Below are 25,287 nucleotides of genomic sequence, written 5' to 3'. Positions count from 1 at the left end.
CCGTCCTGTCCCCATGGGGGGATTGTGGGGATGTTGTACGGAGATTGAGGGACCGGGACAAAAGGGACGAAATTTGTCTGACAATATCCGGGATAAATGGGATGGACGCAAGTGGCGGGAAACCGACTTTGGGAGGATGTGCTTGTTTAGGCGACGCGTTCGAGAATAACCCACTTAGGTCATCGGTTGGCCGCAGAGGGGAGGAGGAGCAGAGGATGCGGAGTTGAAGTGGTGGAAGGTGGAAGGGGCTTCGAGGTGGCTGTCCGCTCAGGGGACTGAGTGGGCTACTTTGGGAGGTGTTTCGAGGTGGGGGCTGGGGAGCTTCGAAGGATGGGCTGGTAGGGGGAGGGACGGGGAGCTTCGAGGGGCTGTCCGCTCAGGGGACTGAGCGGGCTACTTTGGGAGGTGTTTCGAGGTGGGGGCTGGGGAGCTTCGAAGGATGGGCTGGTAGGGTGGGGGTGGATGAGCTTCGAGGGGCTGTCCGCTCAGGGGACTGAGCGGGCTACTTTGGGGTTATTTTTTGGTGGGGGTGGCTTTTTTCTTGGAGTCGCCGAGCTGCTTTTGGAGGGCTTCGGTTTTCTTTTGGAGCTGCTGGACTTCGTTCCAGAGGTTTTTGAGTTCGGCGCTGCCGGTTTGTTCGGCCTGGAGCGTCTGGATGGATTTGGAGGCGGCTTCGCGGGTGGGGTCAGCATAAGGGCCGGCACCGGGGAGCATTGCCTGGAGGACGGCGAGGGCTTTGGGATCCCGCAGAACGCCGAGAGCTTTGGCGGCGGCGGTGCGCAGTTCCTCTTTGGGATGGGTGAGGTGATTGATCAGGAAACTACGGATTTCATCCCGGTTCTCCTCTTTGCGGCTGAGAAAGGCGAGGGTGTCCAGGGCATTGGCATAATCGCGGGTGCGGAAGCCGAGGGGATCCTCCTGAAGTGTCTTCAAAATGGCGGGTGTGGCGCTGGGTTCATCCTGGGCGCGGTAGGCGCTGATGGCGGCGGCGGCGATGGCATTTTGATAGCTTGGTGTGGTGAGCTGACGGGCCAGGGCTGTGGCTACTGCGGCATCACCAGGGCGGGTGCCCCAGCTGCGGATGATGGCGGTGAGGATGCCTGGATTTTTTTCGGTCTCGGCGTGTTTCATTAGGGCCTGCTGTGCGTCAGGATGAGGTATGCTGGAGAGTGCTTCGACGACAGCGAGGCGGCAGCGGGCATTGGGCTGGCCGGGCAGGCTGGCGATGAGGGCTGCGCGAGCGGCGGGGTTGGCGATTTTAGCAAGCGAGCGGGCAGCCTGAGTGCGGATCGCTTCCATGGGATCTTCCTTTAACAAGGCCGCCAGTTTGTCCACACTGGCCTGGTCTTTGCGGGTGCCAAGATGTGTGGCGGCGAGGAGACGGCCGATGACATCACTGGCCAGCTGTTTATCCAGCATGTCACCTGGCGGGGTAAAGTCCACCTTGGCAAGGACGGTATAGTCCGGGTCCACCCGTAGCAGCTCGGGTTGAGCAGGCAGGGCAAAGTAGAATTCTTCTTCTGCCTGGGTGATTTTCATGGTGAATTTGAGCGGCTCTTTCTGCCCTTTCACTGTGAAACCGACGGGAAGGGGAAACTGGAACAGGCGCGCTTGATCCGTGACTTTTTGAGTCTGCTTCACGGTGATTTTGGCCTGCTTGGTGGCGGCATCCCAGGCGTAATCCACCTTCAGTTCAGGAAAGCCGCCGTGGTAGAGCCACTGGTCAAAAAAGGCGTCAAAGGACAGGCCGCTGACCTCCTCCACGATCTTGTGCAAATCATCGGTGCTGACGATGCCATTGCGATGCCGCTCCAGGTAGGTGCGGATGGCGAGGCGGTATAAATCCGGGCCGAGCTGGCTGCGCAGCATGTGGAGGATCCATGCGCCTTTGGGATACACGCGGGTATCGAACTGCTGCATGGGGTCCCCATAGTCCCGCCAGACGGTGGGGCGGGTATCCTTAGCATCGAGGACATCCTCCGCCTCCTGCCAGAGGGAATAAAGCATGGCATCGTGGCCGTTTTTTTCCTCCTCATAAAGGACGGTGTAATAGCTGGCAAAACCTTCGTTTAACCAAAGGTGTGACCAGTCACGGCAGGTGACCAGGTCTCCAAACCACTGGTGGGCGGTCTCATGAGCATCCAGCCAATAGAGGGAGCGGAGGTTTTCCGTGTCCGAATTGAAAAGCAAGCTGGAGGCCTCGAACGTACAACTGGTATTCTCCATGCCGCCTGCGAGGAAATCGTGGCAAAAGACCTGGTAATACTTGTCCCAGGGGAAGGGGACGCCGATTTCCTTTTCGAAAAATTCGATGATCTTGCGGGTGTCGGCAAAGGCATTGGCGGCCTGGTCTTTGTGCGAAGGCGGCACGAGCAGGGCCAGGGGAATGGTGCCTGCTTTATCTTCGATCTTATGAAAAAAACCGGCGGCGAGTGCGATGAGGTAATTCACGTGTGGTTTGTCCTGCAGCCAGTGCCAGGTGGTGAGATCCCCCGCGTCCGTGGTGGAAAGCAGACGGCCATTGGATACAACCTCCATGCCCTTTGGTGCATGGCAGATGACCTCGCTGGTGAAGCGCTCATTGGGGTAATCGTAACAGGGGAACCAGAAGCGGTGAAGGTCGGCCTCTCCTTGGGTCCACACTTGGGTGTCACCCGGTTTATAGCCCATCTCCGGGGTGCGGAAATAAAGGCCGCGAGTGGGCTCCGCACTGTACTGAATGGTGATGCTGATGTGGGTGCCTGGCGCGATAGGGGCGGCAAAGATGAGGGCCAGTTTATCCGCACTGCGCACCCATTCGGCGAGCTGGGCTCCGGTGACCTGGACATCGGCAATGGCGAGGTCCACGGCATCCAGTTCCAGCTTATCCAAAGGCAGGCCGATGGGGCTGAAGGTCATCGTCATGGTGCCAGCGACCGTGCGCCTGACGAAATCCGGGGTGACGTCCAGCTTTAGGTGCTCAATGTCCACCCGCCGGTCCCGGGCATACTTGCGCCCCGGAGTGATCTGGGTGATGGCAGGCAGGAGGTGCTTGGCGCAATGCTCGCAGGTGTGGAGGGAATCCGCGAGCGCCGTGGATGAGATGAGAAGCGAGAGAAGAAGGTGCCACCGCATAACCTGCCACCATGAAGGAGACGGGGGGAGTGAGGCAAGAGTAAAGCGTGGGGACTTGAGGTCGCGTTTGGAGGATGTGGTGAGCATATCCAAATCGAGGCGGCCCCTCATCCCTGGCCCTTTCGCTGCGCGGCTTCGCAACCCCGTAAGCGGGGCGAGGGGGAAGTTGGTAGGCCTTCGGAGATGCTTCTTACAAGTGCGGTGAGGCAAGATCCATCAGAGCGCCAGTGTCCGCTGGATGCGGGCGATGGTGGTCTCTTTTCCAAGCAGGAAGGCAATGGTGCTGACGCCGGGGCCGCGTGACTGGCCGCTGAGGGCGAAGCGGAGGAGGGGCATGAGGGCTCCGGTTTTGACGCCAGCGCTTTTGGCGGCTTCTTCGATGGCGGTGTGTACGGCCGCTTCGGTCCAGTCTGGGAAGGCGGCAAAGGCGGCCATGGCTGCCTGGAGCAGGGCGGGATTTTCAGGCTTGGCCTTGAGCTTGGTGAGGACGTCGTCTTCGTAAGGGTAGTCTTCCCGGAAGAAGTAATGGATCCAGTCAGGGATCTCGGTGAGGAGGCTGACTTTTTCCCGAATGCTGTGGATGGCGGCGGCGGCGGTAGGCTCATCCAGGATGACGAGACCGGCCTGATCCAGGAAGGGACGGGAGGCGGCGAAAAGATCCACGGGACTCATGGCGCGCAGGTATTGCGCATTGAACCAACTGCATTTCTGCATGTCGAACCGGGCATTGGAGCTGTGGATTTCACCTGGCTCAAAGAGGGAGGTGAGGGTGGCGCGATCCAGCACTTCCCCCTCGGTGCGAGGGGTCCAGCCGAGGAGGCAGAGGTAATTGAAGACGGCGTCCGGGAGGAAGCCGCCGTTCATGTAGCTTTTTTCAATGGCGCTGCCGGCATCGCGTTTGCTCATCTTGGAACTGTCGCTGTTCAGGATGAGGGGGATATGGGCGTAAGTGGGCGGGGTGGCACCGAAGGCATTGAAGAGATCAATGTGCTTCCAGGTATTGGACAGGTGGTCCTCGCCACGAAAGACGTGGGTCATCTTCATTTCGATGTCGTCCACGACATTGACGAAATGGAAGATGTAGCTGCCATCCGGGCGGCGGAGGGTCATGTCTGGCTCCTCAGTAGGGGCGAAGGTGACGTCACCACAGACCATGTCATGAACGGTGATGGAGGTGCGGCTGAATTTGAAACGAACGGCGCCGTTTTCCTCCACGTAAGTGCGGCCCATGGCCTCCAGCTTAGCCAGATAGGCATCGTAGATGTCCTTGCGCTGGCTTTGATAATAGGGGCCGTAATCGCCACCTTTTTCTGGGCCTTCATCCCAATCAAGACCGAGCCATTTGAGGCCCTTGAGGATACCTGCGGAGGCTTCTTCTGTATTGCGTGCGCCATCGGTATCCTCAATGCGGAGGATGAAGGTGCCGCCGTTTTTACGGGCGAAGAGCCAGTTAAAAAGAGCTGTGCGGGCACCGCCGACATGGAGGTCGCCAGTGGGGGAGGGGGCAAAACGGACGCGGATCATGGTGGAAAGAGGCAGGGGTTAAGGGTGGTCGTCAAACCCCAGGGATACCGGGTAAAGCAATATCGGTGGTTTGAAAAGTATCCGTTTTCCCGGGCTGCCTCTTCTGGGCGACTTCTTATTCCGCCTTGGCTGCCTTGATGGTATCCCGGCCGAAGGTGAGCCATTCCAGATTGAAGCGGGCGAAGTGGAGTTCATCCCAGTAATGGGTGCTGCCTTTTTCGGCACGTTCATAGATGTAGCCGATGCTGTGGTCATCCATCACGACCATGTCCGAATAAGAGCCGGGATGGGGCCAGATGGTGCGGCCGGTGGACCAGGTGGTACCTTCATCATAGCTGAGGCGTACGGTCAAGTTGTAGCGGCCGTAGGGATGCTCCGTCTGGCGGATGGGCGAGGCGGGGCTGGAAAACAGGAGGCGGTTTTTGTCATGGATACCGGCTAGGGTGAGGCGCTCCGTGCTGCCATGGCAGCGGGGGGAGATGAGCTCCTCCAGGCGGCCGAACTGGCCCCAAGTCTCGCCGCCATCCTCACTGATGGCGGTGAGGTGGCGGATATTGTCCGGGGAATCCAGGGGGCTTTCGTCGCGGGAGATGACGCGTAGGCGGCCATCGGCCAGTTCCACGAGCTGGCACTCACTGGTGTAGATGCCGACGTTGCCGCCGAGCTTCCACGTTGCGCCCTGGTCATCGCTGTAAAAGCTGTGGGCATAGCTGCGGAATCTGCCTTTGCCTGCATCCTCCCGATGACGGGCGGGGACAACGATGCGGCCGGATTTCATCTGTACCATGGCCTTGCCCGGACCGCATCCGTAGCGCTGGTCCCAGTCCTTTTCCCACATGGCCATGCGGCCTTTGGGGTTTTTCACCTCCTCGGTGGAGGGCTTGCCTTTTAGTTTATCCCATTCCGGCTTGGTGACTTGCTCATGAATGTCCACTGGGCCCTGCCAAGTGACTCCACTGTCTGTGCTGCTGAGGTAAACGAAGCGCTTTTTGTCCCGAAGGAAAAAGATCCAGAGCTTGCCGGACTGGTCGCGGCCCAGGGTCAGGTCTGTGCACACGCGTTTTTCGTCGTCGAAGATCATCTGTTCGTCGCTCCAGGTCTTGCCCTGGTCGCTGCTGCGTTTCATGACGATGTCATGGTTGCCGATGTCCCCTGGGCCGTCGTTGCGGCGCTCGGCGATGACAAGGAGGTCGTTGTTGGGAGCGAGGAGGATGCCGGGGATGCGGTAATTCGGCTTGTTGTCCGGAGTGATGGGAAAAAGGCAGACGGTTTCAAAAAGGGGCTCGGCGGCGGTGAGTGCCAAGGAGGTGGTGAGCAGGGCCAAGGCAGTGCGCAAGAGGAGTGACATGGATAGGATAACGGCAAACGGGCTGGGGGTTGTCTGGTCAGGAGGGTTGACCAGAAGGCGGGTAAGAGGTGCAAATATGGATAGGCAGAGGCGACGCTGGTGATAAAAGCGGCTCTGGAGGGGCCATGGGAGGGCAAATCCCGCATTGGGGGGCGTCATTCCGTCATTTTCTTTTGACCGCCCGGCTCTGCCTCCTATGCTCGCCCGTCCCAGCCCTCCGGGTCGCGCAGCTATTTCCCCCACTTCCGCTCCATGAACATCCACGAATACCAGGCCAAAGAACTGTTTGATAAATTTGGTGTCGCCACACCTCCCGGCAAAGTCGCCTCCACTGCTGAAGAGGCAGGTAAGATCGCTGAAGAACTGGGCGGAGCAGGTCTGGTGGTGAAGGCCCAGGTGCATGCGGGCGGACGCGGCAAGGGCACTTTCAAAAACGGCTTCAAAGGCGGCGTGCACGTGATCAACACAGCGGCTGAGGCGCAGGACATCGCGGGTAAGATGCTGGGCCAGACCCTGGTGACACACCAGACCGGACCTGAAGGCAAGCTGGTGAGCAAGGTCCTCATCGCCAAGGCGGTGGACATCTCCAAGGAGCATTATTTTGCCATCCTTTTCGACCGCCAGAGCAGCAGCCACGCCCTCATCGCCAGCACCGAAGGCGGCATGAACATCGAAGAAGTGGCCGAGAAGACCCCTGAGAAGATCGTCAAGGAATTCGTGCACCCGACGCTGGGTCTGCAGAGCTATCAGGCACGCAAGATTGCCGCCTCCCTGGGCCTGAAAGGTCCGCAAGCAAACCAGACCGTGAAGCTGGTGACGGCCCTCTGGAACCTTTACATCAAGAGCGATTGCTCCCTGGTGGAAGTGAACCCGCTGGCGATCACCACAGACGGCCAGGTGGTTGCCCTGGATGCCAAGTTTAACTTTGACGACAACGCTCTTTATCGTCAGAAGGACGTCGTCGCCATGCGCGACACGACTGAAGAAGATCCCCGCGAAGTGGCCGCCAGCGAATTTGGCCTGAGCTACATCGGCCTGGATGGCAACATTGCCTGCCTCGTCAACGGTGCCGGTCTTGCCATGAGCACGATGGACATCATCAAGCTGCACGGTGGTGAGCCTGCCAACTTCCTGGACGTGGGCGGTGGCGCGACGAAGGAGCAGGTGACAGCCGCTTTCAAAATCATCCTGGGCGACCCGAATGTGAAGGGCATCCTGGTGAACATCTTTGGCGGCATCATGGACTGCGACATCATTGCCAACGGCATCATCGCCGCAGCGCAGGAAGTGTCCCTGAACATTCCTCTGGTTGTGCGTCTGGAAGGCAACAACGTGGAAGCAGGCAAGGCCACCCTGGCCGGCAGCGGCCTGGCCATCACCAGCGCCGACGGCTTGACCGATGCTGCGCAGAAAATCGTGGCGGCGGTGGGCAAGGCTGCGTAACTGCGGTTTTTTCCACTGATCCAATTTGAAGCTCCGGGGGTGACCTCGGAGCTTTTTTACAGTATGCATCACTCTCCGAGTGATGCATCCCGGATTCCATCAGCCCTTTGCACTGGTGCCTCATTTGCTTGCATGATTGAAGACGGACTTTTAGCCTGTGGCCATCTATGGATGTCTCACCTCTGATTTCTGAGCACGTAATTGCCCAAAACATCGGCATCGAGAAATGCGATGATTATGAGATCCATTACCTCTATGAGACACACTGGAGGAGTCCTGCTCAAGGACCGATTGTGGTTTACTTCCCGGAGAAACAAACAGCTTTTTCGTCTCACTATATCCCCTCTCCAGGTCTCGCCGACCGTCATTCCGCCGATTTTGATCCGATGGCTCGGGCGATCACGAGCAACAGGTGGTCAAATGACAGGTTTTTGATTTCCAAAGGCGGCATCAGGTGCAACAATCCAAGCATATCGGGTCTTGCCTCGATCGTCGCACGGCTGTTTAACACGGATGGCTTCGAGCGTGTTTTTCAACCCTGCCAGCCACCATTCATTCGCTGGGAGAATCTCAGGCTCGTTGAAGTCCCGGTACCTGCTGGGCTGTCGGACTATTGTGATGCATTGAAGGGAAAATACCTCAACGGTTTTGTTGAGGCAAAATGGTATGAAATAGAACAAGGTTCAGTGCAGGATGCCATCATGGGCAAGCGCCATCCGTGGTGGCCGAACCAATTTTTGGAAATCTTGAGACATCCGCAAGTCGCGCATGACTTTCGCTACGGGGATGTTGATGTTGATTGCCTGGCTTTGGTGGAGAACTGGATTCACCACTCTCCATTTCTGCTTACAGGATTTTTTCAGCAGATCCTCTGCTATGGAGGAGCTTACAGTCATTATGACTCCAGTAGCGAGGCCATTGCAGAAGCGCTAAGACTTGCCGATGGCGTATTTGCTGATTTTGGCAGTACTTACAAAGATATTGAGCTGCATGTCTGCAACAAGCCGTGGTGTGATCGCTTTTATGATGTTGCCTGGGACCATACGTGGATCATTTTTTCAGCATCCATGCGTCAGCTTACGATCATCTTGGCATCTGATACTGACTGACTCCGTGATTCTTATCGAACCAGAAGCTTGATGGCTTTGCCAACCTTGGGTGGCAACGGCCTTTCCTGCTTCCCTCCGCAAGCAGGGCTGGGCTGCTACATCGTTTTTGTTGTAGCTGGCGGGTTCCGCGAATACGGGAATGTCAGGAACCGCACATCCCTCTTTACTTCTTCCCCACCTTCTCGTCCCGTAGCTTCCATGATTCGTCACGCCACACCTGAGGATGCCAGGAGGATTGCGGAGATCCAGGTGGCTGCGTGGAGGTCGGCTTACCGGGGGATTTTGCCGGATGAGTTCCTGGATCAGTTGAACGTAGAGGAGCGAGAAAACGTTTGGCGTGGTGCTTGTGGTAGGGCGGAGTCTGCTTTGTGGGTGAGGATGATGGATGCGGAGGTGGCGGGGTTTTGTCATGTGACGCCGTCACGCGATGAAGATGGTCAGGGAGTGGTAGAGGTGACTTCCATTTATCTGGATCCCGAGCAGCGGCGACGTGGCCTGGGGCGGGAGTTGATGGGGGTGGCGCTGACGTTTGCGGTGGAGCGGGGATATGGAGGGATCAGCCTGTGGGTGCTGGTGGAAAATCTGGCGGCTCGGCAGTTTTATGAGGCGATCGGGTTTCGCCCGGATGGCTGTCTGAAGCAGGAGGAAGGATCTGGAGTTTGCTTCAATGAGATGCGGTATGTCTGGAAGGTGGGTGGGGATTTGAAAGCGAATGAACTGCTTCCGGCCCACCAGGATTTACTGAATGCTCGGCGGTGTAGGGGGGCGTCTGGCGAGTCGAGCCTGCATGACTGGGATGAGGTGAACGGTGGGATAGGCATGAATCATTTTCTTCACACGCAGATCTGAGTGGCAATCCGTTCCTCATTTATGAGTTATTTCTGACTGATTGCTCAACCTCTAGCTCTCCACCGCCATGCTCAAAGTCACCGAATTTGCTTTTACCGGGTACAGCGTTACCGACATGAAACGCGCACGTGAATTTTATGAGAACGTGCTGAACCTCAAGGTCGCCTCGACGTTTGGGGAGGATCTGGAGAAGCCGGAATGGGTGGAGTATGAGGTGGGGCCGCATGTGCTAGCGCTATGCATTGGCGGGGACATGTGGAAACCGAGCAAGGACGGTGGCGGGGTGGCGCTAGAGGTGGAGGACTTTGAGGCGTCTCTACAGTGGCTGAAGAACAAGGGCGTGGAGCCCTACTTTGGGCCGTATGAATCTCCGGTCTGTCACATGGCGCTGGTCAATGACCCGGATGGTAACTCCATCTGCATCCACAAGCGGAAGCCGGGGCATCACTGAACCTGGATTTTCACCCCGATGCTTTTATAGCCTTCGATGATCTCGCTGGCGATTTTTGCATAAGGGCGCTCTTCGAGGAGAATGGGCAGGTGCTTGAAGACGGCGGTGCCGCGCATGTTGGGCGGGGTGAGATCGCTGGGGTAGCTGAAGCGGCCGCCTTCCATGCGTTTCACGCGGGGATCGGCGAAGAAGGCACGCATGGCGGCGACTTCGCCATGCACGGCATCCATGAAACGAATGAAACGGGTGCCTTTTTTATCGCCATCCAGATGGCTGAAGTAATAGACCAGGAGCTGGGAGCGATGGTACATGTCGCGCATGCGATCTGGGGTGCTGCAGGCTTCATTCCACTGGTCACGCGTCATGGTCATGTGGGTTTCCAGATTGCCGATATCGACTTGAAAACCTTCCTGTTTTTCCCAGATGCTGATGTCATCCTTGATGCCGCTTTTGTGGGCATCTGCGCGGAAGGTGCCGGATTTATACGGCAGCATTTCGGTATATTCTGCGGTGCCTTCGATGATCCAGGTGGGCAGGAAACCGAGGTATTCATCCATGAGTTGATGGGTGATTTCATGGACCAGGGTGCTGTTGCTATAGCTGTCGTTTTTGAAATACGTCTGGCCGCGTTTTTCCATGCCCAGGCTGGGGAAGGGGATCTTGAAAATCTTGTCCCCGGTGTTGTAAACGCCGCCGGAATTTTCCGGGCCGCCAGCATCAATGTAATCCTGCCGGGATTCATAGAGGGCGGCTTTGAAGCGGGGCATGCCATCCGGTGGGCGGCAGACGATGCCCCAGGGAAGGGCCTCGACAAGGGAGCGAGTGGCCTCAAAGGTGCGGGCTACTTCCTTCATCACACTGCCGGCGAGCTTGGCCTGGGATGTGAATTCAAAGGCTTCGGATTGATACACATAAGTGCGCTCGGCCACACTTTCATGGATGGCCTTGATTTCAATGGAGCGCGCGGGGACCTCGACGTTGCCGGGCCAGGTGCGCTCTTCAATCGGCTTGCGTGCCGGATCAGAGCTGATGGTGGGCGCGGCGGTTGCAGGGACAGCGGACTGTGCTTTCACATAGTCCTGGTCCGCTGGGCTTAGGCGGGCCAGGGGGAAGGGGACAGTTTTATCTGGGGCCAGGCGTAGGAGGACGCTGTCGCCCTGCATGCCAGCGTATTCGGCCTGTACCTGGCGTCCAGTCTCATCTGTCCATGCGCGCTGAGCCGTCTGTGCCAGGGCGGGCAGGCAGAAGGAGGCGAGGTACAGACAAATAACGATTTTTTGCATGATCGGTGCAGGTTTATCATGGGGGGCCGGGCGGATGCAAGGCATGTGTGCAAAGTATCACTGGCACCCGGCCCGCATCTCTTTAAAAAACAGCGACCATGGCACCTACCCCTCCGCATGTCTTTGAGCAGCCCGCTCCCGCTTTCGATGTCTCTGCTGTCGAGACGCCTGCCTACGTGGTGGATCTGGGGCTGTTGAAACGGAACCTTGAGAAATTGGCGGATGTACAGCAGCGCTCGGGTGCTCGCATCCTGCTGGCGTTGAAGGGTTTTTCCATGTTTTCCACTTTTCCCCTGGTGCGGCAATATCTGCACGGCTGCTGCGCCAGTGGCATCCATGAGGCGCTGCTGGCCCATGAGGAATTTGGTAAGGAGCTGCATGTTTATGCACCTGCATTTAAGGATGCGGAAATGCAGGAGCTGATCCCCATCGCCCATCATCTCAGCTTTAACTCACCTGCCCAGTGGCAGCGCTTCCGCCCGATGCTGGAGGCTGCGCGTGCCGCCGGGTTGCATGTGCCCAGCCCTGGCATCCGGGTAAATCCGGAGCATAGCGAGGTGGAATGCAGTCTGTATGATCCCTGCTCGCCCGAGTGCCGTCTGGGTACGCGGGCGGAGCATCTGGAAAACACAGACCTTTCCGGTCTGGAGGGGCTGCATTTCCATGCGTTGTGTGAACAGGATTCCGATGTGCTGGAGCGCACGCTGGCAGCTGTGGAGGCGCGGTTTCCCAAGCTGCTTGCCCAGGCGAAATGGGTAAACATGGGCGGTGGCCACCACATTACACGCAATGACTACGATGTGGAACGGCTGGTGAGGGTGATCCGCAGCTTCCGCGAGCGCTGGGGCAAGGAGGTGTATCTGGAGCCGGGCGAGGCCATCGCTCTGAATACGGGATACCTTATCGCCAGCGTGCAGGACATCGTGCCTACGGAGATGCCTACGGCCATCCTGGATACCTCCGCCACGGCGCACATGCCGGATACGCTGGAGATGCCTTATCGCCCGCATGTGGTGGGCAGTGATCTGCCGGGTGTGCTTCCTTATACTTACCGGCTGGGCGGACTGACCTGTCTGGCGGGGGATGTGATCAACGAATACAGCTTCCCGCAGCCTTTGCAGTTAGGCCAGAAACTGGTCTTTACCGACATGGCTCATTATACGATGGTGAAAACGAGCACCTTCAACGGCGTGCCGCATCCTGACATTGATCTTTATGATCCGGCAACGGGAGAACTGCGAGTGGTGCGGCGTTTCGGGTATGAGGATTTTAAAAGGAAACTTTCTTGAGGAAGGATGGGGCGGCGCCGCCCTACAGGGTGATGCCGAGTTTATCGAGAACACTGGCGAGATCCGGGGGCAGCGGTGCCTTCACTTGCAGGCGCTGTCCGCTGGCGGGATGCTTGAGGGTCAGGGTATGAGCGTGGAGAAACAGTCGTTTTAAAGAGAGGTCTTTGCGCAGTTTTCGGTTTAGCTCGAAGTGACCATAAACATCATCGCCTAACAAATGATGCTGTCGTGATGAGGCCTGGACACGGATCTGATGGGTCTTGCCTGTGATGAGGTGGATGTTGAGTAGGGAAAGCCGTTCTCCAGAATGGTGGGCCAGGGTTTGGAAATCCAGTTCGGCATTGGGCTGGCGGCCTTTAATGACACTGGTGCGCACGCGGCCTTTTTCCCGACTGGTGGCCAGATGATCCAGCCAGGTGCCTTCTTTGCCCGGATGGCCACGGACAAGGGCCAAGTATTGCTTTTGCACCGCATCTTCCTCGAACATGAGGAGGCATTTTTCCGCCGTCTTTTCATCCAAGGCACCGAGAAGGATGCCCGAGGTATCTTGGTCCAGCCGGTGAATGAGCCAGACCTTTCCCCCAGGGCCGTCGAAGCACTGGGTCTCGAGGTCGTATCGTCCTTCAAAGGCGGCCTGCTCGGTGCTGCGATTCGTGTTCGGATGCGAGAGTATCCCGGCTGGTTTATTGACGATCACGATGAAGCGGTCCCGATGCAGAATGGGACAAGTGGTGATGGCAGGAGGCTCAGCCGAAGACATGGTTAGAGGTGGGATGGGCGGGAGGGGTATGGTAGCGAGTTGAATCAAAGTCTTCGTTTGTAAGCTTCTCCAAGTAAAAGATACCGCAATTGTGGGCTGCGCCTAATAAACATAGCCAGAATGATGCAGACCACGCAGACGATGGGTATAACCAGAATTTTTTCACTTAAACTGTACGGGATCAGACTAAAGCCGAGTCTCTCAGCTAAAACTTCAAAAACCTCAATCAACCCGTGGTGAATTAAATAAATGCCGTAACTTGAACCCAATGCAATAGTGCATATTTTCGATGATACACTCAACTTGGGAAGTGCTAAAAAGACACTGCTGATAGCATAGCCAGCCAATGGCCCGCTAATGATCCTGAGCCAGGTTGCCGAAATGCCAAGCATATTCAAAGCTATTAATAATAGGATGACGATCAGTCCTATAATGATGGTTCCTCCTTGATATTTATTTTCAGGGGCTGCAAAATATAAAATCAAGCCAAGTGCTGCATAAAGGAGACTGCGGGGTATGGCTTCATCAAACATAAAGTAATTTTGAGAAGCCCCGGTGTGGCCAAAAAGACATGCGGAACAGATGAGTGCTATAGCTAGGACTATATGTTTTCGATAATGAATAAGACCAAATACGAGTAACCATGCCTGGCAAAGCAATAGAAAGGGGAGATAATAGAGCTGAACACCTGCTCCGCCATAAAGTAACAATTGTAGCCAGTCAGGAGAAAATTCGCTTTGCTGTGAGTGATGCTTCACAAGACGCAAGAGGAGATAAATCAACGTCCATGAGACATAGGGGACGGCTAATCTATCTAACTGTAGAATTTGAAATGAAGCTCTCGGTGTTTGGGCAAATGCGGAAATCCTGTGAATGAAAAAATACAGTGCCAATATGATGAATCCTGGCACCGTCACAGTATTAAACGATTTATTCAGCCAGGGGGTGTCGCTTGGTCCTAAATGGACAAAGACAACACCAAATGCCAAGAATAGCTTGGCAGCATCAATAGTCTGGTTGCGGTGGGGATTCATGTCTTTCAACTGTCTAATCGTAATTCCGCTGCTCCCATCATGGCATAGTCGGCGGGGGTACAGGTGAGCAGGATGATCTGAAGGCCGCGGGTGGCGGCGAGATCGAGCATGCGATGGAGGCTCTGCACACGGGCGGGATCAGAGTGGGCGAAGGCATCGTCGAAGACGACGGGGAGGCAGCCGTTGTGGGACTCGGCCAAGATTTCAGCCATGGCCAGGCGGAAGGCTGCGGCAACTTGCTCACTGGCTCCCTGGCTGAGCGTTTCAAAGGAAAACGCTGGCTGGCCCTGTCGGCTCAAGGAAAGGCCTTCGAAGGAATTGTTTTGCATGGTCACGGTGACACTCACGCCTGGGCCAAACAAACGTTGCAAATAACCTTCCACGCGTTCGGCCAGTGGCCGCGTGAACCGGTCCGCCAGGGTGTGCTGCTCTTCCAGGATGAGTTCATGCACACGGCGCATGGCGTAGGCATGACGATGGGCAGCTTCGCGGTTGGCACGGGCGGCCTGCGCCCGTGCAGTAGCTAGGGCCAGGGCCGTGGTTGGATCTGTCGTGCCGTCACTGCGGAGGAGGGTGGCGGCTTCGATGTGTCTTTTTTGAGCGTCTGCTTTTTTATCACTCTGGCTTTGATGGGCGCGGTCAAAACGCGCTTGATCCGACGGTAAATCGTCAGGGTGATGGAACTGTAAATCTTGATGAGCAGAGGCTAGCTGGGCGTCAGCCTGGGCGACATCCAAAGCCGCTTTTTTCAAGGCTTCCGCGCGTTCGTTATCCGGGCCTTCATGCTCATTTAAAACAGTCAGGCGTATTTTGACCTCCTCCAGCCGACGCATGTTTTCACGCAGGGCTTCGGCCTGGGTGTTGAGGGCGGCTTCGTGCTTCTTTAATGAAGAGGCGGCTTGGTCTCTCTGCAAGCGGCAGGTCTGAAGCGCGGTCTCAGCAGCCGCAAGCGCTAGCTTGGTTTCCACGGGGTTTGGATTTGCCGGGAAATCGTCTTGCCTCCGGTGCGCAACCTCTGTTTCGGCGGCTGCAAAAGAGCGTTTAGCCTCGGTAAGATCTGCCTGCAATTTTTCGTAAGCCAGGCCTTTGAGTTCCGCAGTCAGCGCTTTCCAGTCCCCCTGCAGCCGGTCACGCTCTGCGGAGATGGCGACAGCTTCTTGCAAGGACTTCACGCCATAGGTAGTGAAGGATTCATCGAGTTTGCGCCGGGCTTCTTTCTCCTTGGCTCTGGCCTCGGCCAAGCTCGTGCCACCACCGGGGCGGAGTCTCAGCTTGGTATTGCCGATAAGAACATCGGTATCAGTGGTTAGGGTGAGTGGCAGCCCTGCTTTCAATTCCTGATCACCGACCTGGACGGGGACATCAGTGGTCAGGAGTTCGATCTCTGTGGCCACGCTGTTAAGCAAGGTGAGTGCCTTGTCCTGCGCACGTTCCAGAGCTTGAAGCGAGGTGAGTGTTGCTGGGTCGATTTTGGGCAGCGTTCCGATCTTTTTCTCAAGCTCAGCACGTTTGGCCAGGAGGTCGTTCACGACTTGTTCCTGCCGTGTCAGGTGAAGTAGATGGCGCTCCTTTTCAGCCAGAGTGGACAGGGCAAGAGCATAGTCATGAAGGGCACGCATGTTGCTCACGACATCTTCTGCGGCGTGGCTGGAGCTTTCACATTCGGCTGCCAGCTTGCGTGCTGTGGCGACTGACTGAGTCAGGGATTCCTGGCGTGCCTGCTGCGGTGCTAGTTCAGTGAGCAGGCTGTCGAGGTTCCTTTGCAGTTGCTCAATGGTCTGCTGGGTGGCCAAACGGGCTTCATAGGCTTTGCGGGCTGCCTGGACCTGTCTGCCTGCTTCTTGCTCCACCTGCCGGAGACGGTTCACCTCGGCGCTACGGTGAGCCAGGGCGGCGCGTTCGGATTCCATGTGACGCAGGGCGGCTTCTGCTTCCGCCATTTGCACCGCAGCCTGCTCATGCTGAAGGATGGCTTGTTGCAGCTTTTGCACACTGGCCTGGGCCACGGTTTCTGCTTCTGTGGCGACCTCCTCAGCCTGCAAAGCCTGGCCCAAATCTGAGTTCTTTCTTGGCTCGCCTTTCTCTTGAAAAGCCACTTTCATTTGGACCGCGAAATGTTCTGCAATGCGGGCATCCAGTGGAGACTGGATGACGGCTGCGCCACCCTGGGATTGCAGGCGTTGCACCAGGGACTCACGTTCTGTATTCGCCTGAATGAGCGGGTCATTGGCCGAGCTGCCCTGCCAGACCCAGAGGTGGCTCCATTGCTCCCCGGATTTGCGCCCGCCGCCATTGACTTTGAGCAGGCTGGCCAGGCGTTCTTCCGCTTCATCACCCTGCCATGAGCTGCCTCCGGCCTGGGTCAGCCGCGCCATGCCACCTGCGCCTTTGAAGCTTTTGACCAGTGTGTAGCGGCGGCCTTCGGCTTCGAATTCCAGCTCGACCTCCGGCTTGCCACCGTGCGTGAGGGAAAGCATCTCCTTGTGCTCTTTGCTATTGCCCTTGGCCCTGAGAAACAAGGCGCGGTGGGTGGCTTCCACCAGAGTGCTTTTACCGGATTCATTCGGGCCGCCGATGAGCGTGCGCGCCGGGTCCAAATCCACACGCAGCTCCAGGTGGCGGCGGTAGTGGCGGACGGTGATGGAATGAAGGCGCATGAGGGAGCAGCAACATGCAACCTGGAACGCCGCCCGCGTGATGGCAAGGCGGTGTTCTGCCCCAATCCTAAAGTTCTGACTGCTAATGGACCGTGACTGACAGCCTGATAAGCCCCCTCAAGAAAGATTGGGAATCAATGCTGCTTCATTAGGCACCTGCGTTTTTATTCCGCTTTTGATGCTCAATGAAAGCCTGCCGGGCTTCGGTGCCGAGGCCTGCTTTTTTATAGGCATGGGCCAGGTTCATCCAGGCTTGAGGATGGTCCGGGCGCAAACGCACGGCATTGCGATAAGCCTTGGCTGCCTCCCGCGGGTCATTGCGCTTATCAAAGAGCAACCCCTGATAATACCAGGCTTCGGAGGAGCTGGAATTCAGCTTGAGGCTTTGTGAAATAGCGGTCTGGGCTCCCGTGTAGTCTTTCAGGCGACCGCGCACATAGGCCTGCAAATAATGCGCCTGGGCATACTCAGGAGCCAGCAGGGTGACACGTCGCAGAGCATCGTCGGCCTTGGTGAGTTCACCATCCCGCACATGGCGGCTGGCGAGCAAAAGCCAGGCGACCTGATCATTCGGCCGTTGCTGCACGGCCTGGATGAGAGCATCGCGATCCTCTTCCGTCTGCTCGGCCGTGGTCGGTGTATCGCGCAATTTGGCAAAGGCGAGCTGGTGCCAGTAGAGACCAGCCTTGGGGTCCAGCGCCACAGCTTTGCGCTGGCAATTGACCGCCTCAGGCGCAGCGCCCAGATGGGTGGCGCACAGGCCCAGGAGAGCCCAGCATTCCGCGCTGCGTGGGTATTTTCGTGTGAGCTGGATGAGCTTTCGCAGGGCCAGCTCAAAGAGTTTTTGCTCCAGTGTCTGAAAGGCTTCTATGAAAGCTGGATCTTTTACCACATCACCCACACCGGGTTTTTTCGGCAGGTCCTTGAGGGGGCGCAAAGGGGCGCGTTTTTGCCGCAAAGCCAAAGCGGCAGCATCCACGGGCAGGGCATAGTTTTTCCAGCTCTTCAACGGCACCTGCATGCCGATCATTGCCGTCATGCGGCCTTCATCATCCAGGACGGGGGATCCGACAGCACCCGGAGAGTCGTCACCGCGCACGTTCAGCCAGCCTAGGGCTGTGATGGCGCTGTCAGATTGCACGCGGGCTTCAGCCAGCACGAGGCCGCGTTTCTCCGACATCGCCAGCACGTGGCTGCGTTGCTCCTGGCCAAAGTCCTGTCCGGGGTTGAGGTCGAGAGGGATGGAATCCATGTTTTCACTCTGGAGCAAAGCCACGCCGGAAACGGTATCCACAATGTAAAAACCGCTGACCCGGTCACTGGTGCCATCGGCACCGACGAGGGTGATGTAATCCGCTTTTCCGGCGATCTCCGGGTGCAGCAGACCTGCATCGGTGAGGATAATGCCATCCGCCGTCACATAACTGCCGATGCCGGAGGCCAGCAGGACTCCAAAGGAATCCCAAACGCGTACGCCCATGACGGAAGTGGCCACGCGGGCACCCATGGCCATGAGCTTCTGTTGCTCAGGCGTCACGGACGGGGATTCCTCTGCGGGTTCCCCAGGCAGGTAGGGGGAAATGGGGGGCAGCAGATCCGCATCCAGCTCTTCAGCCAAGGACAGGTCGGTGGGTGCGCCTTCAAAGTGGAGGAGCGGGTTTTCGTATTCGTTGACATCCACTGGGAAACCCGAGTCTGGCAGTTCAGGCGGGACGGGCAGGGGAGGGGCCTCTGCCGGGCGCGGTGCCAGGGGATTCAAAACCGCATCCGAGACCGGTGGTTTTTGCGGCTTGTCCTTTTCCTGGGCAGCAAGGGTGCCGGTGAAGCAAACGGATGTGAGAAACAGAGCCGAAAAGAGGTTTTCGAGGGATCTGTGCGGGGACGATGACATGCCTGCCATGGTAAAGACAATGTGACAGGAATGCCGCCTGGGCCTTGTGACAAATTCTTCACATGGAACTCATTTCGTGAAGCAGACGTGCACGCTATCACATCGTCCCGAACGCATGACCGCCTCTACTTTGACCCGCACCGCCGCCTGCTGCCTTGGCGTGTTCTGTCTCCTTCAAGTCCCAGCCAATGCGGCTGAGCTGGAGCTGAAATCTCTGAACTCTCTCACAGACGCCACTAACCAAAAGCGCAAAATAGGGCCTTTCGTCAGCATCGCTGTCGGTGAAACTCTGGGTCATACAGGCACGACACGGGTCGGCGACCGCAATTTCTCCCTGGATGATGCTGATGGCAGCGCGATGTTCAGCATCGAAGTGGGTAAGAGCTGGAAGGCCAAGCGTATCCCACTGCAATTCTCCCTGGCTGCTGAGGCCACTTTCACCTCCACCACACTTCAGGGTTCCGTCCCCACTGGCAGCCTGAATCCCGATGATCTGGCGGCCTATCAGGCGGATATGAATTCTCTGATCTTCAGCCTCAACGGCACCTTTGCGCTGGATCTCTATCGCTACCGAGCACGCATTGGCAAGATTTTGGGCGGGTTTAAGCCCTATGTGGGCGGTGGTCTGGGCGGTGGTCAGGTCTGGTTTCGCAATGCCACAGGCAAGTCTGCTGACCAGTTGACGGGTGGTACCACGGAGCCGAATGAACAGCCTCCATTCTCCATCGATGAATTCATCAACGCCTGGAACTGGCGTGCGGGCCTCGAGTGGTCCTGGGAAGAGCGTTACTCCGTCTTCGCCGAATACCGGAAATCTTACTTTGGCGATCTCGACAACCTCCGTGGTTACGGCAACGACGGCTACCTCGTCGGTTTCCGTTATCGCTATTGATACCTTTCTCCCACTCCACCTCCCATGCTTACCAAGAACAGTCTTTGTTCCCTCCTCGGCGGCCTCCTGGCCCTGACCGTCCTCAGCTCCTGCAAAACCATCACGACAGATCCGGTCCTCATCGGCCAGTCTCCGATCACCTATCAGCTTGTCAGCGACATGGTGGATGAAGAGACGATTGAATATTCAGTGAAGTTCAGAAACATCGGCCAGCAGGTCGTGAGTTTTGACTACACCATTGTGGATGACCTCACGGTGCCGCATCTGGACTGCCTGGGCCCCAATTCCGGGCTGGTGGAAAATCTGTATCCGGGGGCTGAAGCTCTGGTGAAGAACCCCATGAAAAGCCAGCGCGATGCCTATGTGGCACTGGGCCGCCTGACATATGGGAAAAGGACCAGTGAGCAACTGGCCATGACCTACAAGCCAAGCACGATCCAGCCTGCGGCATCAGCTTCAGGTGGCGGTCTGCTGCCTCTTCCTAAACTTGAAAGCCTGAGCGCCGTCGGCGAGTGAACTGGAACTTCATCCAACCTCTGATTCAAAGCAGCCCCGCTCTACCGGGGCTGCTTTATTTTTTGTTAGGTGCCGCGCCTTTGTCCGCAGCTGACACGCAGGACCTTGAGTTGGCTGCCAGGCTGCTGCAGCGGGGTCAAAAAGCGCTGGTGAGCGGAGACCGTAAGGAGGCGCTGGAGCGCTTCGCGACCGTCACGAAAAAGTATCCTGCCAGCGAGTATTCAGCCATGGCCCTGTGGGAGATGTACCGCATTCATCTTTCCCTGAATGAGCCCTTGGAAGCCTTTGGAGTCCTGGAAACACTGGCCACCCGCCAGCCTGGTCATTTCACCCGTGCCCAAGAGGAGCAGCTCCTGCTGGTGAAGCGCCAGCTAGGCATGGCCAAGGATGAGCGGCGCTCCCTGGAACCGGTGAAAAAAGGGGATCTGCTGCTGGTGGATGATCTCCTGGGTATGCTGGCCAAGATCATCCTCAGCGGACCGCATTCGGAGGAGGGCATCCAGGCGCATTATTTGCTAGGCGTAGCCCTGGAAAAAGCAGACAGGGTAGAGGAAGCGCAGGCACGTCATGAGGAGTTTGTGGAAACCTATCCCCGGCATGAACTGGCGGACGATGCCGGCTACCAGGTGGCTGACATTGCTTTCAAAAAGTGGAAGAAAATGCGTGGCGCAGTCTCCCCCAAAGATCGCGAGCGTGCGGCGGTACTGCTGACGTGGTTTCTGACCCGCTTTCCTGAAAGTGATAAAGGTGCCCAGGCCAGGGCAGGGTTGGCTGAAGTGCTGGTGGCGGAGGAGCGTGAGCTGCGGGTGCTGGCGCAATACTATGAAGGCCAGGGCAATGAAAAAGCCGCAGCCGTGTACTATCGCCAGCTCGCCCTGAAGTTTCCAAAACTGCTCCAGGAAGGAAGCCCCCTGCGTGACAAAATCAGGATGGCCATCGAAGCGGAAAATGCCCCTTCTGAGGTCACGGAAAAGGTGGGACCACAGGTGCCAGATGGACCTCTCCGGCAGGATCGGCCGAGGGAAATCAGGTGACGCTAATGTGACAAGTTTGGGCTGGAAGGGCGGATTTCCCTGAAAGCCAGCCGTTTTCAGCGCCAAAGCTTATTCGAAAGTGACGAAAGTGTTGCCCGCCAGGTTTTGGAAAAAGGGTGAAGCAGGTTCAAAGGGAGCCGTGACGGCGCTGTCAGTGTCTCACTAACCTTCAAGTTATACCTATCTCATGATCAGACCACCATTATCAACTCTCGCCCTGCTCTCGCTTTTGGCGCTGGGTGCACATCAGGCCTACGGCCAGGCGGACATGCTTCCGATGAGCCGCGTCGCAGGCGCTCTTACGATTCCACTTCCAGCAGGCAAATCCACCTTGGTGGGATTGCCTAACGTCAAAATCGTCTCTTCTGGAACCGTCGGCGGTGTCGCGGGTGATGTCTTGACCTTGGCTTCCAGCCCCTCCGTCCTCGGTGATGTGGAGGCTGCACCTCACGCCATCAAGATTGTCAGCCGTGCCAATCAGTCGGGCACCAATGCATATGGGATATCTGCACTCATCACTGATCAGGCTGGTCAGGATGTGACGGCTGATCTGTCTGTGGAGCCCAATGTGGGCGACCAGTATGTCATCTATCAGCTTTCCACCATTGCCACCCTTTTTGGTGCTGCCAATGAGACTGGACTGACGGGTGTGGCTGATCCTGCGCTCTCCGATAAAATTTACCTCACCAATGCAGGTGAGCTGGTCGCTTACTTCTACAATGGCACTGCCTGGAAGCTGGTCTCTGACCCTACTGGCGCAGACCAGGGTGGTGTCGTCATCCAGCCGGGCAGCGGTGTCCTAGTGGTGCGTATCGCCGGTTCGGACCTGTCTATCTACCTGTCTGGAGATGCGCTTCCTGCACGTCACGTGGCTGCTGTGGCCGCTGGACATAACATCGTCAACAATCCCTTCATGGTGAGCACTTCATTGTCCGCCAGTGACATCCAGTCCAACATCACCGGTGGCACAGGCCCTGGCGTTTCGGATATCGTTTACCTCGAAAACGAAGGTGTGATGACTGGCTACTATTACAAGACCGGCGGCCCTGGTGGAATCGGCTGGCGCGCACTGGGAGATAGCGTCACGGACGCAGGCTCCGCCATGATCGCCCCGGCCAAGGCCATCCTTTTCAAGGAGCAGGCCGGCACAGCGGGTTTTGCCCTGCCTGAACCTTTTGCTGACTGAACCCTTTACTCATTCTCAACCTGTCCTCACTCATGAAAAAACTTCTTCTTTCCGCAGCGCTGCTGCTGGGCGCGCTCAGCGTCTCGCAGGCGGCACCTGCCAAACTCTTCGCCAGTAATCTTGGCAACGGTATCACCCCTAGCGGCGGTCTTGTCGGCCTCAGCTCGGCTGTGGTGCGTTTCGGTGTCTTTCCAGACGCTTATGAATTCGATGGTAAAACCTATGCACAATTAAACACGGATTTCATCCAAGTGGGTGAATCCACCACGCCCTTGTCGGTTGATGGTGCTCGCGGTTTCTTTGATGTCTCCCTGGACTATGACACTTCGGCAAGCTACGAAGGCAACGCCTACAGTACTCTCGCCGGTAAAAAAGTCTATATCTGGATCCTCACCGGTGCAGTTGCCGAGACAGCTCCTCAGCAGGCTATTTTCTCCACCAGCCAGACATGGGCTGCGGAGAGCACCCTGTTCCCTAACCACACGATGGTCAGCCCGGATACAAGCGCGATGGAACTCGTGGCGCATGTGGGTGTGCTTGAAGATGGTGAAAACATCGGTGGCACCGCCGCCGCTCACAAAACCGCAGGCGAAGCTTACCTCCTTTCCGATGTGAGCGTGAGCCGCACACCATCGGATGAGTCGGTCTTCACTGGCACCCAGGTGGTTTTTGAAGCCGTTGCAGACAGTGGCAGCGAGTTTACCCTCACTTATCAGTGGCGGAAAAACGGCAAAAACATCAGTCGTGCCACTTCCTCCACACTGACCTTGCTCAGTGCCAAGACCACAGACACTGGCAGCTATGATGTGGTGGTGAAAGACGGCCCGACCGTCATCCGCACCAGCAATGCCGTCGCTCTGAATGTGCTCTCAGTTAAGCCAACGTTCGTGCAGGAGCCTACAGGTGATGTCATCCCTCTGGGAGCTGACCTTACCCTGGAATCCGAAGCGGTGTCTCCGAACGGTGTCGTTTATCAGTGGAAGAAAGGTGCCAGCCTCGTGGGTGCCAATGACTCCCAGCTCTTCATCCGTAATGCTACCGCCTTCGATGCAGGTGCTTACACCGTGATGGCCACCAACGCAGTGAAGATCACTGGCGGTGGTTCCACGACCACCAAGGCCGTGCAGGTGGTTGTCATCGAGCAGGAAAACCGCACTTATGCAGGCGCTGAAGCCGGTTCCATCAAGCTTACTGCTGTTTATTATGGTAAGCCAACTGGCTTCCTCTGGAAGAAAGATGGCGAACCCCTTGCCAATGGCGGTCAGTTTGCCGGTGTGACCACCAAAACTCTGACGGTCAAAACGCTCAGCGTTGCTAATGACGGTGACGTTTATACCTGCGAAATCTTCAGCGGTGAAGATTCCCTGGAATCTGGTGAATTCAGCTTGGTGATCAGCAATGCGGCACCTTCTTATACGGATGCGTCTGACCCGATCGTGATGCCAGCAGCACTCCTGGGTTCCCAGTACTCATATCAAATTCCTGCCAGCACGGTTGCAGGAAGCCGCCCGACTTCTTATAAGGCTTCAGGCTTGCCATCAGGGTTGGTGGTGAATGCCGCCACCGGTCTGATCACAGGTAGCCCGAAAGCAAGCAAAGGAGCTGTTCCGTATGCCGTCACCTTCACCATCTCCAATGGTCCAGGCGTGCGCACAGTGACCCGCAAAGCTACTCTGATTGTGAGCGGCCTGCCTGCCAATCTGGAAGGCACTTATGTTGCTTGGATCGCCCGTCAGGTTGAGTTGCTGCCTTCTGGTTATTCCCTGACCAACAATCTGGGTGGCCGTATCGACATGACCGTGTCCAAGCTCGGTGCCATCACCGGCAAAATCACCCTGGGTAACAATAAGGTGATTTCTTTCACCGGCTCATTCCCAGACCTGACCGTCGCTAACCCGACGACGACCATTGTCATCCGTCGTCCGGCCATCAGCTACGTGCCGCTTGACTTCAAATTCACCGTGAACACCACGACTAATTTGCTTACCAGCGCGACGATTCAGGATTCTTACCTGGTTCCTGGTCAGACGAAAATTACTTCCGCTACTGTCACAGGCTGGAGAAGGACCTTCAGCAGCGCTGCGCCAGCCACGAACTATGTCGGGATTTACAATGCTGCCGTCACTGCCTCAGGCACCTCGGCCAGCAATCCTAAGGGAGCTAGCATCCTGTCTATGACCGCAAAAACGGACGGTTCCATCTCCATGACCGGCATGACTGCCGATGGGGAAAAGCTCACCGGTTCCACCTTTGTCGGGCCGACTGGCCAGGTTGTGGTTTTCAATCTGATCTACACTCCGCTTAAAGGTTCCCTCCTGGGCAATCTTCAGCTCAACAATGGCACCGTAGGTGTTGGCGAGAACATCGCCAACAATGACACCATCGGCGGCACCCTGAGCTGGCTGCGCCCGGCTGGCACCACCACCAAGTCCCGTGCTTACCAGTCCGGCTTCAGCCTGAATTCCGCTGCTCTGACCATCGCTGGTAGTCGTTATGCTCGCACTCTTGCCACCAATTTCATCCTGGATCTTGCTGATGAAAGGGTTGCTAAGCTTGATTTCGAGGGTGAGGATGCGGGTGTCGAGGTGGGCGGTTCGCCAGACATTGATGTCCTGCTGAAGGCCTCCAACAAGGTGGAAGTGCAGTTGCCCAATCCCCGCACGACCAAGCTCGTTGTCAATGCTGCTAAGGGCACCTTCTCGGGCACCTTCATCCATGACGGCGTCGCAAATCGCTCCGTCAAATTCTCCGGCCACGTCATCCGCAACGGCACGCAATGGGAGGGCTTTGGCTACTTCCTCCTCACCCAGGCTCCTGGCACCACCACGGATCCAATTCAATCTGGCCAGGTTACTCTCGCTATCCCTCTGGATTAATCATCAGGAGTGCAGCGAATTACGCAAAAAC

Annotated in this window: 18 protein-coding genes; 10 read left to right on the top strand and 8 right to left on the bottom strand. The window is 57.0% G+C overall.

The features are described from left to right. Positions 1 to 513 precede the first annotated feature (513 nt). The 3 genes from EI77_RS00695 to EI77_RS00685 all read right to left on the bottom strand — a co-directional run bounded on the left by EI77_RS00695 (position 514) and on the right by EI77_RS00685 (position 5,986). The gene (locus tag EI77_RS00695) at positions 514 to 3,114 is read right to left on the bottom strand and encodes a M1 family aminopeptidase (RefSeq protein ID WP_166646939.1); all 2,601 of its coding nucleotides are present in this window, start codon (positions 3,112 to 3,114) and stop codon (positions 514 to 516) included. Positions 3,115 to 3,330: 216 nt separating this feature from the next. After that, positions 3,331 to 4,638: a glutamate--tRNA ligase gene (locus EI77_RS00690; RefSeq protein WP_133792838.1), complete on the bottom strand. Its 1,308-nt coding sequence runs from the start codon at positions 4,636 to 4,638 to the stop codon at positions 3,331 to 3,333. Positions 4,639 to 4,753: 115 nt separating this feature from the next. After that, the gene (locus tag EI77_RS00685) at positions 4,754 to 5,986 is read right to left on the bottom strand and encodes a sialidase family protein (RefSeq protein WP_166646938.1); all 1,233 of its coding nucleotides are present in this window, start codon (positions 5,984 to 5,986) and stop codon (positions 4,754 to 4,756) included. A gap of 252 nt (positions 5,987 to 6,238) precedes the next feature. On the opposite strand from EI77_RS00685, the gene sucC reads away from it, so the two are divergent. The 4 genes from sucC to EI77_RS00665 all read left to right on the top strand — a co-directional run bounded on the left by sucC (position 6,239) and on the right by EI77_RS00665 (position 9,838). Then, positions 6,239 to 7,429 (top strand): ADP-forming succinate--CoA ligase subunit beta, encoded by a 1,191-nt coding sequence (gene sucC / locus EI77_RS00680; RefSeq protein WP_133792836.1) that lies wholly within the window; start codon positions 6,239 to 6,241, stop codon positions 7,427 to 7,429. Positions 7,430 to 7,596: 167 nt separating this feature from the next. Next, the gene (locus EI77_RS00675) at positions 7,597 to 8,538 is read left to right on the top strand and encodes a hypothetical protein (RefSeq protein WP_133792835.1); all 942 of its coding nucleotides are present in this window, start codon (positions 7,597 to 7,599) and stop codon (positions 8,536 to 8,538) included. A 30-nt stretch (positions 8,539 to 8,568) separates the two neighbouring features. Then, positions 8,569 to 9,387 (top strand): GNAT family N-acetyltransferase, encoded by an 819-nt coding sequence (locus EI77_RS00670; protein WP_133792834.1) that lies wholly within the window; start codon positions 8,569 to 8,571, stop codon positions 9,385 to 9,387. A 67-nt stretch (positions 9,388 to 9,454) separates the two neighbouring features. Continuing rightward, positions 9,455 to 9,838: a VOC family protein gene (locus EI77_RS00665; RefSeq protein WP_133792833.1), complete on the top strand. Its 384-nt coding sequence runs from the start codon at positions 9,455 to 9,457 to the stop codon at positions 9,836 to 9,838. Here EI77_RS00665 and EI77_RS00660 read toward each other — a convergent pair. Beyond that, positions 9,832 to 11,121, bottom strand: a complete 1,290-nt coding sequence (locus EI77_RS00660; RefSeq protein ID WP_166646936.1) for a hypothetical protein — start codon at positions 11,119 to 11,121, stop codon at positions 9,832 to 9,834. The two genes, EI77_RS00665 and EI77_RS00660, sit on opposite strands and share 7 nt — an antisense overlap. A gap of 98 nt (positions 11,122 to 11,219) precedes the next feature. Here EI77_RS00660 and nspC point away from each other — a divergent pair, with 98 nt between their 5' ends. Beyond that, on the top strand, positions 11,220 to 12,410 hold the full coding sequence (nspC, locus tag EI77_RS00655) for a carboxynorspermidine decarboxylase (protein WP_133792831.1): 1,191 nt from the start codon (positions 11,220 to 11,222) through the stop codon (positions 12,408 to 12,410). Positions 12,411 to 12,432: 22 nt separating this feature from the next. On the opposite strand, the gene EI77_RS00650 is transcribed toward nspC, so the two are convergent. From EI77_RS00650 to EI77_RS00635, 4 genes are all read right to left on the bottom strand, one after another. Beyond that, positions 12,433 to 13,170 (bottom strand): RluA family pseudouridine synthase, encoded by a 738-nt coding sequence (locus EI77_RS00650; RefSeq protein ID WP_133792830.1) that lies wholly within the window; start codon positions 13,168 to 13,170, stop codon positions 12,433 to 12,435. A 44-nt stretch (positions 13,171 to 13,214) separates the two neighbouring features. Then, positions 13,215 to 14,204 (bottom strand): acyltransferase family protein, encoded by a 990-nt coding sequence (locus tag EI77_RS00645; RefSeq protein ID WP_133792829.1) that lies wholly within the window; start codon positions 14,202 to 14,204, stop codon positions 13,215 to 13,217. A 5-nt stretch (positions 14,205 to 14,209) separates the two neighbouring features. Beyond that, positions 14,210 to 16,861, bottom strand: a complete 2,652-nt coding sequence (locus EI77_RS00640) for an AAA family ATPase (protein WP_133792828.1) — start codon at positions 16,859 to 16,861, stop codon at positions 14,210 to 14,212. A gap of 148 nt (positions 16,862 to 17,009) precedes the next feature. Beyond that, entirely contained in the window at positions 17,010 to 18,752 is a 1,743-nt protein-coding gene (locus EI77_RS00635; RefSeq protein WP_166646935.1) for a S1 family peptidase, read from the bottom strand. A gap of 115 nt (positions 18,753 to 18,867) precedes the next feature. Between EI77_RS00635 and EI77_RS00630 the strand changes: the two genes are divergently transcribed. From EI77_RS00630 to EI77_RS00610, 5 genes are all read left to right on the top strand, one after another. After that, complete coding sequence (locus EI77_RS00630; protein WP_133792826.1) at positions 18,868 to 19,644, top strand: outer membrane beta-barrel protein; 777 nt, start codon at positions 18,868 to 18,870, stop codon at positions 19,642 to 19,644. A gap of 24 nt (positions 19,645 to 19,668) precedes the next feature. Beyond that, positions 19,669 to 20,160 (top strand): hypothetical protein, encoded by a 492-nt coding sequence (locus tag EI77_RS00625; RefSeq protein WP_133792825.1) that lies wholly within the window; start codon positions 19,669 to 19,671, stop codon positions 20,158 to 20,160. Beyond that, a complete protein-coding gene (gene bamD, locus EI77_RS00620) occupies positions 20,157 to 21,194 on the top strand; it encodes an outer membrane protein assembly factor BamD (protein WP_133792824.1) in 1,038 nt (345 codons plus the stop codon). Before EI77_RS00625 ends, bamD begins: the two co-directional genes overlap by 4 nt. Before the next feature lie 187 nt (positions 21,195 to 21,381). Then, the gene (locus EI77_RS00615; protein ID WP_133792823.1) at positions 21,382 to 22,380 is read left to right on the top strand and encodes a hypothetical protein; all 999 of its coding nucleotides are present in this window, start codon (positions 21,382 to 21,384) and stop codon (positions 22,378 to 22,380) included. A gap of 32 nt (positions 22,381 to 22,412) precedes the next feature. Beyond that, positions 22,413 to 25,256, top strand: a complete 2,844-nt coding sequence (locus EI77_RS00610; RefSeq protein ID WP_133792822.1) for a putative Ig domain-containing protein — start codon at positions 22,413 to 22,415, stop codon at positions 25,254 to 25,256. Positions 25,257 to 25,287: the final 31 nt, after the last annotated feature.

Source organism: Prosthecobacter fusiformis (genome assembly GCF_004364345.1).
Taxonomy (GTDB): domain Bacteria; phylum Verrucomicrobiota; class Verrucomicrobiia; order Verrucomicrobiales; family Verrucomicrobiaceae; genus Prosthecobacter; species Prosthecobacter fusiformis.
Note: the sequence above shows the minus strand (reverse complement) of the source record. Positions and strands in the feature narration are given on the sequence as shown.